At 71.5% G+C, this 15,748-nt stretch carries 20 protein-coding genes and 1 pseudogene; 6 read left to right on the top strand and 15 right to left on the bottom strand.

What is annotated here, in order from left to right; all coding sequences use genetic code 11:
• Together NR111_RS16325 and NR111_RS16320 are read right to left on the bottom strand one after the other, a co-directional pair.
• Positions 1-331 (bottom strand): annotated as a pseudogene (locus NR111_RS16325) (HNH endonuclease); the annotation flags it as partial.
• 94 nt (positions 332-425) lie between these two features.
• On the bottom strand, positions 426-1,052 hold the full coding sequence (locus NR111_RS16320) for a nucleosidase (RefSeq protein ID WP_067715362.1): 627 nt from the start codon (positions 1,050-1,052) through the stop codon (positions 426-428).
• A gap of 91 nt (positions 1,053-1,143) precedes the next feature.
• Between NR111_RS16320 and NR111_RS16315 the strand changes: the two genes are divergently transcribed.
• Positions 1,144-1,809 carry a hypothetical protein gene (locus NR111_RS16315; RefSeq protein ID WP_256821415.1) on the top strand — a complete coding sequence of 222 codons (666 nt, stop codon included), beginning with the start codon at positions 1,144-1,146 and terminating at the stop codon, positions 1,807-1,809.
• Positions 1,810-1,822: 13 nt separating this feature from the next.
• Here NR111_RS16315 and thpR read toward each other — a convergent pair whose 3' ends face one another.
• From thpR to NR111_RS16285, 6 genes are read right to left on the bottom strand one after another with little or no spacing between them, the layout of a single operon-like run.
• Positions 1,823-2,413: an RNA 2',3'-cyclic phosphodiesterase gene (thpR, locus tag NR111_RS16310; protein WP_067715367.1), complete on the bottom strand. Its 591-nt coding sequence runs from the start codon at positions 2,411-2,413 to the stop codon at positions 1,823-1,825.
• Between the two features lie 19 nt (positions 2,414-2,432).
• Positions 2,433-2,837, bottom strand: a complete 405-nt coding sequence (locus tag NR111_RS16305) for a CrcB family protein (RefSeq protein ID WP_256821414.1) — start codon at positions 2,835-2,837, stop codon at positions 2,433-2,435.
• Positions 2,838-2,854: 17 nt separating this feature from the next.
• A complete protein-coding gene (locus NR111_RS16300; protein WP_256821413.1) occupies positions 2,855-3,280 on the bottom strand; it encodes a CrcB family protein in 426 nt (141 codons plus the stop codon).
• 13 nt (positions 3,281-3,293) lie between these two features.
• Entirely contained in the window at positions 3,294-4,145 is an 852-nt protein-coding gene (locus NR111_RS16295; protein ID WP_256821412.1) for a maleylpyruvate isomerase family mycothiol-dependent enzyme, read from the bottom strand.
• On the bottom strand, positions 4,142-4,999 hold the full coding sequence (locus NR111_RS16290) for a thioesterase family protein (RefSeq protein WP_256821411.1): 858 nt from the start codon (positions 4,997-4,999) through the stop codon (positions 4,142-4,144). Before NR111_RS16290 ends, NR111_RS16295 begins: the two co-directional genes overlap by 4 nt.
• Positions 4,996-5,733, bottom strand: coding sequence for a TetR/AcrR family transcriptional regulator (locus tag NR111_RS16285; protein WP_253701978.1), 738 nt, complete (start codon positions 5,731-5,733; stop codon positions 4,996-4,998). Before NR111_RS16285 ends, NR111_RS16290 begins: the two co-directional genes overlap by 4 nt.
• Here NR111_RS16285 and NR111_RS16280 point away from each other — a divergent pair.
• Positions 5,705-5,896, top strand: coding sequence for a hypothetical protein (locus tag NR111_RS16280; protein WP_256821410.1), 192 nt, complete (start codon positions 5,705-5,707; stop codon positions 5,894-5,896). The genes NR111_RS16285 and NR111_RS16280 overlap by 29 nt on opposite strands.
• A gap of 302 nt (positions 5,897-6,198) precedes the next feature.
• On the opposite strand, the gene NR111_RS16275 is transcribed toward NR111_RS16280, so the two are convergent.
• Entirely contained in the window at positions 6,199-6,543 is a 345-nt protein-coding gene (locus NR111_RS16275; RefSeq protein ID WP_067715382.1) for an Lsr2 family protein, read from the bottom strand.
• A gap of 142 nt (positions 6,544-6,685) precedes the next feature.
• Positions 6,686-7,378 carry a sirohydrochlorin chelatase gene (locus tag NR111_RS16270; protein WP_067715385.1) on the bottom strand — a complete coding sequence of 231 codons (693 nt, stop codon included), beginning with the start codon at positions 7,376-7,378 and terminating at the stop codon, positions 6,686-6,688.
• Between the two features lie 81 nt (positions 7,379-7,459).
• Between NR111_RS16270 and NR111_RS16265 the strand changes: the two genes are divergently transcribed.
• Positions 7,460-8,245 carry a 1-acyl-sn-glycerol-3-phosphate acyltransferase gene (locus NR111_RS16265; RefSeq protein ID WP_256821409.1) on the top strand — a complete coding sequence of 262 codons (786 nt, stop codon included), beginning with the start codon at positions 7,460-7,462 and terminating at the stop codon, positions 8,243-8,245.
• Positions 8,246-8,272: 27 nt separating this feature from the next.
• On the opposite strand, the gene NR111_RS16260 is transcribed toward NR111_RS16265, so the two are convergent.
• The 4 genes from NR111_RS16260 to NR111_RS16245 all read right to left on the bottom strand — a co-directional run bounded on the left by NR111_RS16260 (position 8,273) and on the right by NR111_RS16245 (position 11,881).
• Complete coding sequence (locus tag NR111_RS16260) at positions 8,273-9,139, bottom strand: NAD(P)-dependent oxidoreductase (RefSeq protein ID WP_067715392.1); 867 nt, start codon at positions 9,137-9,139, stop codon at positions 8,273-8,275.
• The gene (locus NR111_RS16255; protein ID WP_067715394.1) at positions 9,136-9,918 is read right to left on the bottom strand and encodes a phosphoadenylyl-sulfate reductase; all 783 of its coding nucleotides are present in this window, start codon (positions 9,916-9,918) and stop codon (positions 9,136-9,138) included. Before NR111_RS16255 ends, NR111_RS16260 begins: the two co-directional genes overlap by 4 nt.
• Positions 9,915-11,609 (bottom strand): nitrite/sulfite reductase, encoded by a 1,695-nt coding sequence (locus tag NR111_RS16250; RefSeq protein ID WP_256821408.1) that lies wholly within the window; start codon positions 11,607-11,609, stop codon positions 9,915-9,917. The genes NR111_RS16255 and NR111_RS16250 overlap by 4 nt, the downstream gene beginning before the upstream one ends.
• A 92-nt stretch (positions 11,610-11,701) precedes the next feature.
• Positions 11,702-11,881 carry a hypothetical protein gene (locus tag NR111_RS16245; protein WP_256821407.1) on the bottom strand — a complete coding sequence of 60 codons (180 nt, stop codon included), beginning with the start codon at positions 11,879-11,881 and terminating at the stop codon, positions 11,702-11,704.
• 237 nt (positions 11,882-12,118) lie between these two features.
• Here NR111_RS16245 and NR111_RS16240 point away from each other — a divergent pair, with 237 nt between their 5' ends.
• A complete protein-coding gene (locus NR111_RS16240) occupies positions 12,119-12,271 on the top strand; it encodes a hypothetical protein (protein ID WP_256821405.1) in 153 nt (50 codons plus the stop codon).
• A gap of 57 nt (positions 12,272-12,328) precedes the next feature.
• On the opposite strand, the gene NR111_RS16235 is transcribed toward NR111_RS16240, so the two are convergent.
• Positions 12,329-13,219 (bottom strand): patatin family protein, encoded by an 891-nt coding sequence (locus NR111_RS16235; protein ID WP_244294182.1) that lies wholly within the window; start codon positions 13,217-13,219, stop codon positions 12,329-12,331.
• A 55-nt stretch (positions 13,220-13,274) separates the two neighbouring features.
• Between NR111_RS16235 and NR111_RS16230 the strand changes: the two genes are divergently transcribed.
• Positions 13,275-14,744: an alanine/glycine:cation symporter family protein gene (locus NR111_RS16230; protein ID WP_206474470.1), complete on the top strand. Its 1,470-nt coding sequence runs from the start codon at positions 13,275-13,277 to the stop codon at positions 14,742-14,744.
• Positions 14,741-15,733 (top strand): adenosine deaminase, encoded by a 993-nt coding sequence (gene add / locus NR111_RS16225; protein WP_256821404.1) that lies wholly within the window; start codon positions 14,741-14,743, stop codon positions 15,731-15,733. The genes NR111_RS16230 and add overlap by 4 nt, the downstream gene beginning before the upstream one ends.
• The last annotated feature ends 15 nt before the right edge of the window (positions 15,734-15,748 follow it).

The following is a 15,748-nucleotide window of genomic DNA, read 5'->3' as shown; positions in this document are numbered from 1 at the left end:
GGTGGATCTGCGTCCCGGCCGTCACCAACCGCGCGGCGTGCCAACACGTGAGCTGGCACGCCGCCACGAGGTGATCGCGGGCCCGCGCCTCCGGATCCAGCCGGGCGTACGCGGGTCGGCGCGAACCGGCGCCGGCCTCGTCGGCCTGCTCCGCCTGTGCCTGCTCGGCCCGGGCGAACTGTTCGACCAGGACATGTGCCGCCTCCAGCCGTGTGGCCCCGGCGCGGTTCTGCGCCAGCGTCGCGGCACGGGCCGCCTCGCTGACGGCCTCCATGTCGACCATGCCGAGGGGCTCGGGTACGGCGAACAGCGCACTCGTCGTCGTCACCATTCCACCCCCTCCGCCACCGACATCGACATCGAACCTACATTCGACAATACCCGCGCCGGCGCACTAGCACAAGGGTTCGATCACGTTCGATCATTCACCCCAACCTGTAACCCACCCACTGCGCCAGGATCCGCGCGCAGGCGTCGACGCCCTCGACCCACGTGGTGCCCGCGGACTCGTCGGCGGCATCCGAGACGTGCTTGACCAGCCGCGTGGGCACGCCCACCATCGCGCCCGCCGCGGCCACCGCATACCCCTCCATGTCCACCAGGTCGGCGATCCCGGCCAGGCGGTCCCGCACCGGGCCGCCCGCGACGAAACTGTCGCCGGTCGCGAGCAATGGCGCTGCCGATCCCCCGGGCCCCGACGGCGCGGCGGCGTGCTCGGGGGTCACCGCACGCAGGGCGGACAGCGCCAGCGGCGGGCCGTCGTGCCGGCCGGTGACGGCGTGCAGGGCGGGGTCGTCGAAGTCGTGCTGGAACACGGTCGCGATCTCGTGCGTGCCCTCCATGCCCGGGTGCAACCCGCCCGCGGTGCCCACGTTGACCAGCTCACGCGGCCGTGCCCCGCCACCGAGCGCGTGCGCGACGGCCACGGCCGCGCGCACCTTGCCGACGCCGGTGACGAGCACTGGGAAGTCGGTGACGAAGTGCCGTGCCTCCTGCTCCAGCGCGACGACGACGAGAGGGTGAGCCGGATCGACGGTCCCGATGAGTTCCACGCGCCATACGGTAGCCGTCGCGGGGCCCACCCGAGTCCGCCGCCGGGCCTACGGTGGAGTCGAACCACCCCGAGGGAAGAGGTCGTCCGCGATGTCCGTCCATGCCGCGCCCGTCACCACAGCACCCGTCACTACAGCGACCGCCGACCGGCGCCGCGCCCTGCTCGCCCTGCCCGCCGCGGCACTGCTCGCCGCCGCCGGCTGCTCGAACGGCACCGAGGACGCGCAGGCGCCCGAGACCGTCACGGCCACGGTCAGTGCCCCCGTCGAGGTCAGCTCCCCGGCCACCGAGCAACCCGCCGGCGACCGCCGGGACCAGGCCACCGACTTCGACCGCGCCAACTGCGACACCGAAGTCTCCGGGCAGGACGTCACCGGCGATGTCACCGTCCGCGACGGGCAGACGTGCGTACTGTCCGACCTCACCATCACCGGCGACATCGACGTCCTCGGCGGCGGTCGACTCGAGGCGACCACCATCCGCGTCACCGGGGACATCGAGGCCGAGGGGCACGCCTTCGTCCTGGTATCCGGCGGCGAGGTAGCCGGGTCGATCGAGCTGGACCGCGGTGGCGAGGCGATCGTGGAGAACGTCCGCATCGGTGGCGACCTGGAGTCGGAGGAGAACACCGATTCGCAGCGGTTCGAGGGCAACACGATCGGCGGCGATCTCGAGTGCGAGGCCAACGCCCAGACCCCGACAGGTGGCGCGAACCAGGTCGGCGGCGGGCGCGAAGGCCAGTGCGCGATGCTCTGACCGGCTGCCCGATTCACCCCACGGGCGGGTCCCACCAGCGTCGCTCGCCCGCACCCAGCGGCAATCGGGCGACGACCTCGTGGCGGGCCCGGCCCCGCGGCCCCTCGCCGAGGAACGAGTCGACGAGTGCGATCTCGGAGACCTCCCACCGGCTGCTCGTGAAGGTGTCGAGCACCCGCAGCCAGGCGGTCGCATCGTCACGGCCGCCGAGCCGGGCGAGCGTGAGGTGGGGACGGAACCGGGCGCCGTCCGGGGCGCAGCCCGCCGCGTTGACGGCCGAACGGGCGCCCGCGGCGAGCGCGTGGAGCGGCCGCCCCTCGGGCTGGTCGATCCCCGCCCACAACACCTTGGCCCGCTCGACGGACGGGAACGCCCCCGCGCCGGCCAGGCGTAGCGTGAACGGCTCGTGCTTCCGGGCGACCGCCTCCACACGCTCCGTCAGCTCGTCGAGGCGCCAGTCGTCGACGTCGGGACAGAACGTCAGGGTGAGGTGCCACTGGGCGGGGTTGGTCCACGCCAGACCCGGCCGCGGTTCGAGGAACCGTTCCAGTTCCTCGCGAACCTCGTCGGGCGGCGCGACCGCGACGAACATCCGATGCCCCATCACTACACCGTGCCCATCACTACACAGTGGCCCACCACTCGCCCAGCCACAAGCCCGACGCGGCCGCGGCGATCGTCGCGGCCATCGTGCCCACCGCGTAGGCCAGCGCCATGACGACCCGCCCCTCCCGGCCGAGGCGGAGCGTGTCGTAGCTCGCGGTGGAGAACGTCGTGTACCCGCCGAGGAGACCTGTGCCGATCACGGAGACGGCCAGTGACCACCCCGGCTTCGCCGCGCCGGCGTAGAACCACCCCACGAGCAGGCCGAGGGCCAGTGAACCCGACACGTTGATGAGGGACGTCGCCAGCGGGAACGGGCGCCGCCAGCGCGACGACACCGCCACGTCCAGCACGTACCGCAGTGCCGCGCCGGCGCCCCCTCCCAGCGCGAGCCACCCGGCCAGGGCGGCGTCATCCCACGTCATGGGCACCACGGTGATGTTCACGAGGTCGCCCGCGCCCGGTCTGGTCGCCCCCGGGACGCCAGGACGATCCCGAGCATCGTCGCCACCGCGCCCAGCGCCAGCGTGGTGGCGCCGTAGAGGACGGCCACGGGGACATCGCCCCGGCCCATGAGCATCGCGGCCTGCAGGGCGATGAGGGAGTAGGTGGTGAATCCCCCGCAAAAGCCGGTCCCGAGCAGCAGTCGCACACCTCGTCGTCGTTCCCGGCCGGGGCGAGCACCATCCCGGTCAGCACCGTCGGCGAGCCGGGTCGCCAGGTACCCGAGCGCGAACGCGCCCACCAGGTTCACGGCGAGGGTCGCCACCAGCGCCGGATCGGGGACCACCAGCGACACCACGACGCGCGCGTAGGTCCCCACGGCGCCACCGAGCGCGACCAGCGCCACCGCGGCGGGGAACCTCACTGCGTCGGTCCGCTCACGTGGACAGTCCGGCCTCCAGGGCGGCGTCGAGGCCGTTGCGATCACCGATGATCTCCAGGCCCGCGGCGTCGGCGCCGACGCGGCCCCACAGCAGCAAGGCGAGCGTCTCCGGCGGCCCCGCCACCTCGACCGCGCCCGTGGAGTCGGGGCCCGCACCGTCCGTACCGGGCAGCTCCCACTCCAGCGCGCCGAGGGCGCTCGCCCCGACCGGCTCGGCGCCCGCGGCGAGGCCCACCGCGGCCGGGCCCTCCGGGGCGTGGGGGACGCCGCGGAGGCGGATCGTCACCGCGAGCGGCGGGACGTGGGCGGCCATGTGCGGGCGCATGACGGTACAGAACTCGTCGACCGTGTCGACGGCGACGTCCTCCGGCACGGGCGTCGTCGCGGTGGCACCGTGCAGGGCGTTCTCGACGTCCCAGCGGTGGACGAGGGTCTCGTGGAGCTGGCGCCGCGGCCAGAAGTCGGCGCGGCCCGGGCCGGAGAAAGTCCAGACCAGGGCGTCGGGGGCCGTGTCGGTGAACGTCGTCATCATCTCGGCGGTGAGACCGGAGTACCAGTCGGCGAGCGCGGCGGCGCCCTCGGTCACCGGCGGCGCGGACTCCATGACCGCTCCCCTTCCCCCGGTCCGGGTGTCGGGCGTGGCCTCGCGGACCGTGGCGGCGCCCCACCAGTTGACCGCGCCCAGGTGGACCACCAGGTCGTGCACGGACCAGCCCGGGCACGAGGCCACCGGGGCGGTGACGTCCGCACCGGTCCCGAGCCCGTCCCCGGCCAGGGCGTACCGCACCAGCCCGACCTGCGCCTCGAGCGCGTCGAGCATCCTGGAGTAGGCGAGCCGGGAGGTCATACGCGGGTCGCCTCGTCGGACCCGGGGCGGTCGTTGCCGTCCGCCCGGCGGCGGGTGAAGTCGATCTGTCGCCCCGCGTTCGACACCGCCACCACGGTGCCGGTGCCGAACATTCCGTCGCGGTCGAACAGCGAGGCGGTGCCCACCGCCACGCCGTCCGCGCTGACGTGCTCGTCGGCCTCGATCCCGATGTCCCCCGACCGGGGCAGCCGGGCCAGCGCCACGGTGAGGTCGGCGTTGATGAAGCCGATCCCCTCGTCGCCCCAGTGCGTCATGAGGCTCGTGGACTCGGACACGATCACGGCCCGCTGGAACGGGGAGGCTGGCTCGCCCTCCACCACGTCCAGCGGGTGGATCCAGAAGCGCTTCCGCTGGTCGTTCTGGTGCACGCCCATGTCGCGGTCCCACGACGGGCCGGGCTCGCCGCTGCCGAAGAACACGTTGGTCCCCGGCCCGGTCTCCCCCGGATCCGCGTCGGCCGGCGCCGCGAGCTCCCGGCCGGACACCCACACCGTTCCCGGTGGCTGTTCACCGCGTCGCAGCTGGACGAACGTGGCGCGGGCGACGGCCTTGCCCCCCTGGATCAGCCGCGCGTCGGCCACGCGGATGCGGTTTCCGCTGCGGATCTCCTCGGTCTGCACGACCAGGGGTTCGTTGCGCACCGGCGCGAACAGGTCCACCGTGAGGCGGGCGGGTTGGAACTCCTCGGCACCGAACTCGTGCTCGAGCGACCGGGCGGCCGCCACCACGACGGCCGGGCCGTTGACCATACTGTCCGACCAGGCGCTGCGGGCGTACCGGGTGGGCAGGTACGCCCCGCTGTCGTCCAGGGTGAAGAAGGCGCGTTCGCTCATCGGGCCACCCCGTCCGTGCCGGTGGCGCCGGCGTACGCGCCGAACCCGGCCGAGCCGCCCGCCGACCCCGCCGCCCACGACCGCAGGATCGCCGCGAGCTGCGTCTCGAAGTACTGCTCGGCGCTGGGCGAGGACCGCCACACACTCAGCTCCAGCGACACGACCCCGTGCAGCGACGCCCAGATCGCGGTGGCGGTCTCGTGCACGTCGGCCGACCGGAACACGCCCTCGTCGACGGCCGCGTCGACCACCTCGAGCAGCGGTTCGCGCCACAGCGCGTCGACGGCACTGTCCCCACCCCTGCCGTCCCCGGCCCCGGCGATCCCGGCTCGCGGCGACCGCACCGGCTCGCCCACGACCAGCCCGTACAGGCCCTGGTTCTCCAGTGCCCATCGCCGGTACGCGCGGCACAGCGACCGCATGTCGCCCTCGACGCTGTCGTGCCGCAGCGACTCGCGCAGGGCGGCCGCCAGTTGCCGGTCGGCCTCGTGCGCGACGGCCGCGAGCAGGCCGGACTTGCCGCCGAACATCGTGTAGATCGCCGTGGTGGAGGTGCCCTGGGAGGCGGCGAGCGGCCGCAGTCCCAGCGTCTCCGGCGCCGCGTCCCGGAGCCGTCGCGTGGCCTCGTCGAGGATCCCCCGGCGCAGCGCCTCGTCGTACTGGGCGTGGTGTGGGGCGCGGGTCGCGGCCTGGGTCGAGGCGCGGGTGGCCGCGCGCGGCGAGGAAGGGGTCACCCCGGCAGGGTACGACGACGACGACGACATCGGCGTCATAGCGGCGTGGCGTGTCGCGGCGGACGCCGTGATGCCGACGTCGTGGCACCGCCATCACGCCCACGTCCTGCGCCGGAACGGCGCCGCCGAGCACGCCGTGGCAACGGTGTCCGACCTGCTGTGACGGTGTTCCGATCCACGCATGGCTGCGCGCCGTCTTCGGTCCGTTCCAGACGCACGACCCGGCTGAACCAGGACAAGGGAATTCGGCGCCGGGCCGGGCAACTCGAGAGAGTCGGCGGGCCCCGAGCGGTCAGCGTGCGAAAAGGTCAGCGTGCGAAAAGGTCAGCGTGCGAAAAGAAAGGCCCGCAGCCCCTCGCGGGGACTACGGGCCTTACTTTGTGCGCGATTCCAGCTCGCCGCCTCGTCGAGTGGCGACAGGGTTAGTCCGCGTCCGTGTGTTGGTCGTACAGACCGGTGTCCGTATCAGTTGGCCGCGGCGTAGGCGTCCATGATGTCGGACGGAATTCGGCCGCGGTCGGAGACCTCGTAACCGTTGCTGCGGGCCCATTCGCGAATCGCCTTGGTATCGCCCGACGACGACGACTTGGCCGCGGCCCGGCGTGCAGGCTTGGCCTTGCCACTGGACGAGACACGATGGCCGTTCTCCACGTACGGAGCCATTACCTCGCGGAATTTCTCAGCATTCTCGTCGCTGAGGTCGATCGTGTATTCCTTACCGTCAAATGCGAACGTGATCGTATTGGCGTCGCTGCCGAGATCCGTTCCGTCGAGGTCGTCGATGTACTGCACCTGGAACTGCTGTGCCATGTGTTCTTCTCCCTTGGCCGACTCTGTTCTCTATATGAAGACATTATGCACAGGGAAGTCGACATACGCACACGTATGTTTTGGATAACGCTTCTCGACAATGTTTTCAGTGCTGAACTTTTCGGGGACATTCCACAGTTGTTCAGTGGCCGAAAGAGTCGGAATTCTCGCGATATCTCCGCACGATGAGATCGACGATCTCCGGGTGTGCGCCGAGTGGCGGAGAGACGATATCCCCGCCTGCCGCGGCCATTCGATCGGCGAAGAAACCGGGGGCGAGAAGGTGGGTCGCGACCGCCACCCGACGTCGCCCCCCGGTGCGGAACTGTTCGACCGCCTCGGCGACGGTCGGGACCGCCGCGGAGGCGAAACCCGAGGTCACCGGCACGCCCATGAGGTCGGAGAGCCTGTCGGCGAGCGCCCTCGTCTCCGCGATCGACGACGCGTTCTTACTCCCCGCCGCGCCCAGGACCACGGCGTCCGCGCCGAACGCGCCCACCGCGCCGGCCTCGGCGAGCCGCTGCATCAATGCCCGCACGACCTCCGGTTCCGCACCGAGGTGCGGCGTCTGGACGACCGGGCCGGGGGCGTCGCGGCAGGCCTGCCCGACGTCGTGGGTGACGTGGTAACCGCGGGCAAGGAAGGCCGGGACCACGACCGTCGGTGCGCCGTCGGTGAGGATCCGGCCCGGGCCGGGTGACTGGACGTCCACCCAGGAGAGTCGGCAGTCCACGCCGGCCAGCTGCTTACGCGCTTCCAGCAGGACCCGACCCAGCACGCGGCGGCCGGCCGCCGCCCGGGTGCCGTGGGCGACCAGCAGGAGGCGGGGGCTCATGACGTCATCCCGGGAGCGTTCACCCTTCGAGCATGCCGCAATCCGGGTGCGGGGCGGCAGCTGCTCGGCGACACTGGGGGGATGAACGCAGGCGGCAGGCGGGGTGCGCGGCCAGAGGTGACCGTGGCCAACTGGGAGGCCGTGTACGACTTCTACGGCCCCGGTCGGCGGCGCGACGGCTTCACCCACCCGCTGCTGGCCCTCGTCGGGGCCGTTTATGCCCCCGAGCTGCGGATCGCGCCGGAGACCGTGTCCGAGCTGGACCGTCTCCACGACGCCGGGGTGGGGATCGTCGTCGCCGCCAACCACCCGTCCAAGCACGACCCGTTCGTCCTGGCCTCGGGCGTGTTCGACAAGCGGGTCCGGTTCCTGTCGAGCGGCACCGGCCTGACCAAGGACCCGCTCTTCCGGGGCCCGCTGCGTCCGGTGTTCGAGTACACGGGGACGGTCCCGGTGTTCCGGGCCAAGAACTACCAGGGCACGGCTCGGGAGGTGCACGACGCGGCGGCGGCCCGGCTCATCGGTATCTGCGTGGATCGTCTCACCGCGGGCGGCGTGGTCCTGACGTTCGTCGAGGGGACCAACTCCTCGGCCGACGACCTCCGCACGCTCCGTCTCGACTCGGTCAAGAAGGGGGTGGGCCAGATGGTCCGCGGGGTCCGCGAGGAGGGCGGCCGGGTGGCGGTCCTGCCGGTCGGGATCGTCTACCACGGGCGGGAGCACGCCAGGACACCTCCGCGACGCCCCGTGCTGGCCGCGGGCCGGCCCATCGTGTGGGAGGACCCGGGGGCCCCGCCGGCGATCGACGAGGTGCGAAGCGCGGTGCGCGACGGGATCGACGACGCCCTCACCGCCGCCTGGGAGTAGACGGCCGCCCTGCCCGGACTGCCCTGCTCAGACCACGCCGGGGACGACCTCGAACTCCACCCCGACGGCGTCGAGTTCGCGGGCCCGCGCGGCCAGGCTGGCCGCCGCCGCGATCCGCACGACCCCGTGTCCCGCGGCGAACCGCGTCGCCACCAGTTCGGCGACGCGGGCGGCGGGCAGGCCGGGTCCGGTCTCGAGCACCTCGACGTCGTCGTCGAGTTCCGTCAGCAGCGCGGCGTCGGCCGCGCCGTCGGTGACCAGGACGTCCGCGGCGTGGACGAGGCGTCGGGCGCGCACGGTGAGCAGGTCACCGTCGCCGGAGCCACCCACGAGCGCGACCCACCCGGTGGCCGGGCGGCGCCGGGCGCGGAGGCCGGCCGGCGCGGTGGCCAGCGAGCGCGCCACGTGGCGTCCCACGCGCACCGACCGCCGGGGGTCGCCGGAGTCGACCGCGATGCGCACGAGGCCGGCGGGCGTCGCGACGGCCGTCCGCGCGGGTACCCGCGCCGAGCCGAGCCCGGCGTCCCCCGCGGTGACACACCAGATGCGGCGCTGCTCGCACAGGGCGGCGATCTCCGCGTCGACAAGGGGGTCGCCGGTGGCGACGTGCACCATCCAGGGACTGTCGAGGTCGGATGGGGTGAACGACCTGGTGACGACGACGAGGTGGTCGGATGCCCGCTCCGCGAGGTCGGCCATGGCCGGGTCGACGCGCGGGGCCACCACGCGCAGGACCGCGCCGGCCTCGAGGAAGGTCTCCGCCCGGCGGGCCGAGACGGGCCCGGCACCGACGAGCAGCACCTCGCGACCGGCGAGGCCGACGGTGAGCGGGAGCCCGTCCAGCGCCGGCGTCGGTGCCGGGCCGGCGGGCGGCGCCGAGAGCGCACTGGTCACAGGTGGATGCCGCACTCGGTCTTGGACGATCCCGCCCAGCGGCCCGAGCGGGGATCCGCTCCGGCCTCGACACGGCGGGTGCACGGCTCGCAGCCGATCGACGGGTAGCCGTCGTCGAGCAGCGGGTTGAGCAGGCAGCCGTGCTCGGCCGCGTAGTCGTGGACACGCTCGAGGGTCCACGCGACCAGCGGGTTGATCTTGACCATGGAGTGCTTCTCGTCCCACTCGACCATGGCCGCGCCGGCCCGGTGGTCGGTGTCCACGCGGCGCAGGCCGGTGATCCAGGCCTCGTAGCCGGACAGGGCGGCGTCCAGCGGCTCCACCTTGCGCAGGCGGCAGCACAGCTCGGGGTCGGTCTCGAAGGGGCGCGGGCCGAGGGCGGCCTCGTGCTCTTCGCGGGTCGCCGGGCTGCGGACGTCCACCACGTTGAGGCCGGGCGTGGCCGCGAGCGCGTCGCGGACGCCGACGGTCTCGGAGAAGTGGTAGCTCGTGTCGAGGAACAGCACGTCCACGCCGGGGGCGTGGGGTGCGGTCATCTCCGGCACGACCGTGTTGGCCATGGAGCAGGCCACCGCGAGCGCGTCACCGAAGGTCTCGCCCGCCCAGGCCAGGACCTCGGCGGGGTCGATCTCGGAGTGGTTGCCGTAGAGGCCGCGGTCGTCGAAGCGACGGCCGGCCTCCTCGGCGATCGCCTTGAGCTCGGAGGTGGTGCGCTTCCGGCCGGGGCCGGGGGTGAGGACCGTGCTGCGGGGCAGCAGGTCCAGAGCTACAGCCGTCATACGAGGGCCTCCTCATCCACCCGGTGCGCCCACTCGGCGAAGGTCTCGCCGCCGGCACCGGTGTCCATGTACTTGCGGATCACGCGCTCGACGTAGTTGGGCAGCTCTGCCGACGGCACGCGGAGGCCGCGGACCGTGCGCCCGAGCCCACCCGACTCCTGGTCCTGCGAGGCCAGCCCGCCACCCAGGTGGACCTGGAATCCGGGGGTGTCACCGTCGAGCAGTTGGCCCTTGAGCCCGATGTCGGCGGTCTGGATCCGGGCGCAGCTGTTGGGGCAGCCGTTGAGGTGGATCGACAGCGGCGTGCGCAGGGGCGCGTCGTCGGCGAAGCGCCGCTCCAGCTCGTCGACCAGCGCGGTGGCCGTGTCCTTGGTGTCGACGAAGGCGAGCTTGCAGAACTCGATGCCGGTGCACGCCATGGTGGCGCGGCGGAACGAGCTCGGGCGGGCGTACATGCCGATCTCGGCCAGTCCGTCGACCAGCTGGTCGACCTTGTCCGGCTCGACGTCCAGCACGAGCAGCTTCTGGTGCGGGGTGAAGCGGACGCGCTTGGATCCCGCGGCCTCGGCGAGGTCGGCGACCCGCGCCAGCTTCTCGCCGCCCACGCGGCCGACGGTCGGGGCGGCGCCCACGTAGTAGCGGCCGTCCTTCTGCTCGAAGACGCCCACGTGGTCACCCGAGCCGACACCGCGGCGGGGTGCCGGGCCGTCCGGCAGCTCGCGGCCCAGGTACTCGTCCTGCATGACCTGGCGGAACTTATCGGCGCCCCAGTCCTTGATGAGGAACTTGAGCCGGGCGCGCGTGCGCATGCGGCGGTAGCCGTAGTCGCGGAAGATGCCCACGACGGCGGCCCACACCTCGGCGGCCTCCTCCTGGCGGACGAACACGCCGATGCGGGTCGCGAGCTGCGGGTTCGTGGACAGGCCGCCGCCCACCCACAGGTCGTAACCGGGACCGAGCTCGGGATGCTCGACGCCCACCAGCGAGATGTCGTTGATCTCGTGGACCACGTCCAGGCTGGGGTGGCCGGTGATGGCGGACTTGAACTTGCGCGGCAGGTTCGAGAACTCGGGCGTGCCGATGTACTTGGCCTTGATCTCGGCGATCACCGGGGTGGGGTCGAGGATCTCGTTCTCGGCGACGCCCGCCACCGGGCTGCCGAGGATGACGCGCGGGCAGTCGCCGCAGGCCTCGACGGTGTCGATCCCCACGTCCTCGAGCCGCCGCCAGACGGTGGGGACGTCCTCGATCGCGATCCAGTGGTACTGGATGTTCTGCCGGTCGGAGATGTCGGCGGTGCCGCGGGCGAAGTCGGTCGAGATCCCCGCGAGCACGCGGAGCTGGTCGGTGGTGACCGCGCCGCCGTCGGTACGGACGCGCATCATGAAGTATTCGTCCTGCAGCTCGTCGGCCTCCAGCTTGGAGGTGCGGGAGCCGTCGAGACCCTGCCTACGCTGGGTGTACAGGCCCCACCAGCGCATACGGCCGGAGAGGTCGTCCGACGGGATCGAGCCGAAGCCCTCCTTGGAGTACGTGTCCAGGATCCGCTGGCGCACGTTGAGCGCGTCGTCGGTGAGCTTGAACTCCTCGTTGTGGTTCAGCGTCAGCTTGCCGTCGATCTTCCACTGCCCCTGCGGCTTGGGCGCCCGCGCGGGACGAGCAGGGCGGGGGGCGGCTGCAGTATCGGTCATGCCCGCGACAATAGTCAGGACAGACTGGTCTGTCTATCCAGGGTGACCTAACCGACCCCCGCCCGCCCGTCGTCACTCAGGTGACGTCGAGTTCACGCCCCCGGCAAGGTCGAGCCGAGATCCCCGGCGATGCCGAAGAGGGTCCCCCAGAGGATCTGGACGATGTGGAACGGGAGGAACGTGGCTGAATCAACGAGCGTCGAGCCCGAATCCTGGACGAGACTGCCGGCCGCCGCCATCGACGACCCGGCGAGCTCTACGAGGCTTCCCATGATGCACTCCTTCCGGAGCTGATCTGACGATCCATCCCTGTGGTGGATCCGCACCCCAGACGCCCCGCCGTCAGCCTAGGCATTTCCTCATAAAGTGGGAACCATGCAGCATAACGGTTAGGCAATTAGTTAAGGAGCGGAAAGGTCACGATTCGGCGGTGGCGTCGGCCCCGCGGCCGGCCGTACCGTGTGAGACATGGCCCACATTCCGTGGCGCCGCTGTCGAAAGGAAACACTATGGGTCCCTTCTCTACTTTTTGGAGCAACCTCTCCACCGCTTCCGCCGGCCTCGCCCCCTCGACCGGCTCGGACGCCGTCGATGGCCTGCTGGGGCTCCCGGCCTACATCCTGTCGACCCTCGCCGGCGGAGCCGCGCTGTTCGGTTCCTGATCTGACTCGACACGCCCCGGTGGTTCGCCACCGGGGCGTTTCGCGATTTCGGACGTTTTACATCCCGCAGAAGTCGAGCCAGGTGTCGACCTCGCGCCTCGCCTGCTCCCGCCCGAGGACATACGCCTCGGCGAGGCGGTCCACGCGCCGCTCATAACTGCGGATCATCACCCGGTGCGGCCGGAAGACCAGCGCGTCACCGGATTCCTCCAGCGCCTCGATCTCGTCGAGGGTCTCGTTGTAGAGGGCCCAGCGGTGCATCAGCGCCTCCCCCACCGCCGGGAACCGGCGGAAGTAGGAGCGGTAGAACGGCGTCAGCCGTCGTGGCGGGATCTTCCGATACCCGTGCGGCTGGGTCAGCACCACCAGGAATTTGTCGTACCCCGCGTCGCGAGCCGCCGACAGCGGTATCCCGCCGTCGTGACCCAGCGCCCCGTCGACGTAGTACTCGCCGTCGATGAGCACGGGCGGCATCCACACCGGCATCGTCGACGACGACCGGACCATCCTCATGAGGTCGCTCATCGACGTGATGTCGTCCTCGCCCCAGAAGACGGTCTCTCCGTCGGAGCAGCGGAACGTTCCTATCCGTGCCTCGGTACCGCTGGCGTCGAACGTCTCGAAGTCGTACGGGAGCACCTCGTCAGGCAGTCCGGCCTGCTCGTAGATGTACTCGGCGTTGAACAGACCCTTGCCGCGGGCGAAGCTGCGCCAGTCGCCGAAGTTCGGGTCCGCGGCCATCTCCACGAAACTCTTGCGGGCCCGGACCGCGTCGCGCGACACGTAGTTCGCCAGGTGGGAGGCACCCGCCGAGATCCCCGCGACCAACCCGGTGTGGATGCCCGCCTCGATCAACGTCTCCACGACTCCGGCGGTGTGCACCGCCCGCATACCGCCGCCCTCGAAGAGCAGGGCGACGTCCGGGGCAGTCGGTGCGAAGTCGGTCACGACTCCCAGGGTAGGTCGGATCGCCTCCGCGGCCGTGATCCGATACCGTCACCGTGTGAGCGCTGTCACCGACTTCATCGTGTCCATCAACGACGTCTACTGGTACGCGGTGATCGCGCTACTCGTCGTCGCCGGTCTCTACTTCTCCGTCACCACCCTCATCGTCCAGATCCGGATGTTCCCGGAGATGATCAGGGCGATCTTCGAGAAGCCGTCGGACATCGAGGAGAACAAGAAGGGCATCTCCGCCTTCCGGGCCTTCACCATCTCCGCCGCCTCCCGCGTGGGTACCGGGAACGTCGCCGGCGTCGCGATCGCGATCACGGTCGGCGGGCCGGGCGCGGTGTTCTGGATGTGGCTGCTCGCGATCATCGGCGGCGCCACCGCGTTCGTCGAGTCCACCCTGGCGCAGCTGTACAAGGTCAAGGGCAAGGACTCCTACGTGGGCGGGCCGGCCTACTACATCCGCGACGGGCTGGGCTGGAAGCCGCTGGCCATCGCCTTCGCCGTGATCATCACCGTCACCTACGGGTTCGTGTTCAACGCCGTCCAGGCCAACTCGATCGCCCAGTCCGTCCGCAACCAGTTCTCCCTCGAGGGCTTCACCCCGGGCCTGATCATCGGCATCGCCCTGGCCCTCGTCGTGGGCGCCGTCATCTTCGGTGGCGTCCGCCGGTTGTCCGCGGTCACCGAGATCCTGGTCCCCGTGATGGCGGTGGCGTACATCGTCGTCGCCCTCTTCGTCGTCGCGATCAACATCACCGAGGTCCCGGCGATGATCTCCCTCATCGTCGGCCACGCGCTCGGGCTCCGCGAGGTCGCCGGCGCCGCCGTCGGCGCGGCCATCATGCAGGGCATGCGCCGAGGACTGTTCTCCAACGAGGCCGGCATGGGCTCCGTGCCCAACGCCGCCGCCACCGCATCGGTCTCCCACCCGGTCAAGCAGGGCCTCGTCCAGGCGCTCGGTGTCTACTTCGACACCATCATCGTGTGTTCGGCCACCGCATTCATCATCCTTCTGGCCAACCCGGAGTTCGGCGGTGACCGCGAGGGCATCACGCTCACCCAGGACTCGCTGGCCGCCTCGGTCGGCGACTGGGGCGTGCCCTTCCTCATGGTGGTCATCTTCTTCCTCGCGTTCTCCTCCATCCTGGGCAACTCGTACTACGGCGAGGCCAACATCACCTTCCTGCGCGGCAACCCCGCCGCACTGCGGACCTTCCGCATCCTCGTGGTGCTCGCCGTCCTCGGTGGCAGCCTGGGCTCGGTCGACCTCATCTGGAACCTCGCCGACCTGTTCATGGGCGTCATGGCCACCATCAACCTCATCGCGATCATCCCGCTCGGCGGTCTCGCGGTGGCGCTCCTGCAGCACTACCTGAAGCAGCGGGCCAAGGGCCACAACCCGGTGTTCCACCGCGACGACCTGCCCAAGGCGCGGAACGTCTCCTCGTGGGACGGCACCGACCCCATGACCCACCAGCACGTCGCCGACGAGGCCCGCGAGGTCAAGGCCGAGGAATGACCCCCCGCACGAGCGCCCACGACCGCTTCACCGCGCTGCCCAAGGCGCACCTGCACGTGCACCTCGAGGCAGCGATGCGAGAGGCCACCCTGAGGCAGTGGTGCGCGGAGGACGGCATCGAGGTCCCGCCCCTCGTGGAGTATGCGGACTTCACCGCGTTCCTCGGCGCGTACGGCCTGCTCATCGACCTGCTGCACACCCCGGAGCGGGTCGGGCGGCTACTGGACGAGGTGGTCGCCGACGCCGCCGCGCAGGGTGTGGTGGCGCTGGAGTTCGCGTCGATCCCCGAGAAGGCGGTCGCGTTCGGCTCGGCGGAGGAGGCGCTCGAGTTCATCCTCCCGGCCGTGGCCGACGCCGGGCGCCGTCACGGCGTGTGGACCGGGTCCATCGTGAGCATCGACCGCGGCGCCGGGCCCGAGCACGCACTGGAGGCCGCCCGGCTGGCCGCGCGGTTCGCCGACCGCGGCGTGGTCGCGGTGGGTCTGGTCGCGGACGAGCGCGGCAACCCCGTGGCCGACGCGGCCGGGGCGTTCGCGATCGCCCGCGACGCCGGGCTCGGGGTGGTGCCCCATGCCGGCGAACTGGCCGGCCCGGACGAGGTGCGCTCCGCGATCGAGCTGGGCGTGGACCGGATCCAGCACGGCGTCCGCGCGGTGGAGGACCCCCGGGTGCTGGAGCTGCTGGCCGAGCGCGGGACCTGCCTCGACGTGTGCCCCACCTCGAACGTCGTGCTGGACGTGTACCCCTCGCTGGAGAAGCACCCGCTGCCGCGGCTGCTCGAGGCCGGGGTGCGCTGCTCTCTGGGTGCCGACGACCCACTGCTGTTCGGTGTGGATGTCGTGGACGAGTACGTGGCCGCCCACGAACGGATGGGCGTGTCGGTGGCGCGGCTGGTCGGGGTGGCGCGGGCGTCGATCGAGTCGTCGTTCGCGCCGAACGACGTCAAGCGGGACGCGCTCGCCCGGATCGAGGCCTGGCGCCTCGACTGAGCGCGGGGCGCGCCC

Source organism: Dietzia sp. Die43 (genome assembly GCF_024519835.1).
GTDB lineage: Bacteria > Actinomycetota > Actinomycetes > Mycobacteriales > Mycobacteriaceae > Dietzia > Dietzia kunjamensis.
This window is presented reverse-complemented; position numbering and strand designations above follow the sequence as displayed.

Coding starts and splice junctions, on each gene's coding strand:
- NR111_RS16255 (WP_067715394.1), bottom strand. CDS start 9,918: ATGACGGCTGTAGCTCTGGACCTGCTGCCCCGCAGCACGGTCCTCACC.
- NR111_RS16245 (WP_256821407.1), bottom strand. CDS start 11,881: ATGGGAAGCCTCGTAGAGCTCGCCGGGTCGTCGATGGCGGCGGCCGGC.
- NR111_RS16275 (WP_067715382.1), bottom strand. CDS start 6,543: ATGGCACAGCAGTTCCAGGTGCAGTACATCGACGACCTCGACGGAACG.
- NR111_RS16295 (WP_256821412.1), bottom strand. CDS start 4,145: ATGACCTCCCGGCTCGCCTACTCCAGGATGCTCGACGCGCTCGAGGCG.
- NR111_RS16250 (WP_256821408.1), bottom strand. CDS start 11,609: ATGACCGATACTGCAGCCGCCCCCCGCCCTGCTCGTCCCGCGCGGGCG.
- NR111_RS16265 (WP_256821409.1), top strand. CDS start 7,460: ATGAACGCAGGCGGCAGGCGGGGTGCGCGGCCAGAGGTGACCGTGGCC.
- add (WP_256821404.1), top strand. CDS start 14,741: ATGACCCCCCGCACGAGCGCCCACGACCGCTTCACCGCGCTGCCCAAG.
- NR111_RS16270 (WP_067715385.1), bottom strand. CDS start 7,378: ATGAGCCCCCGCCTCCTGCTGGTCGCCCACGGCACCCGGGCGGCGGCC.
- NR111_RS16240 (WP_256821405.1), top strand. CDS start 12,119: ATGGGTCCCTTCTCTACTTTTTGGAGCAACCTCTCCACCGCTTCCGCC.
- thpR (WP_067715367.1), bottom strand. CDS start 2,413: ATGGGGCATCGGATGTTCGTCGCGGTCGCGCCGCCCGACGAGGTTCGC.
- NR111_RS16315 (WP_256821415.1), top strand. CDS start 1,144: ATGTCCGTCCATGCCGCGCCCGTCACCACAGCACCCGTCACTACAGCG.
- NR111_RS16290 (WP_256821411.1), bottom strand. CDS start 4,999: ATGAGCGAACGCGCCTTCTTCACCCTGGACGACAGCGGGGCGTACCTG.
- NR111_RS16305 (WP_256821414.1), bottom strand. CDS start 2,837: ATGACGTGGGATGACGCCGCCCTGGCCGGGTGGCTCGCGCTGGGAGGG.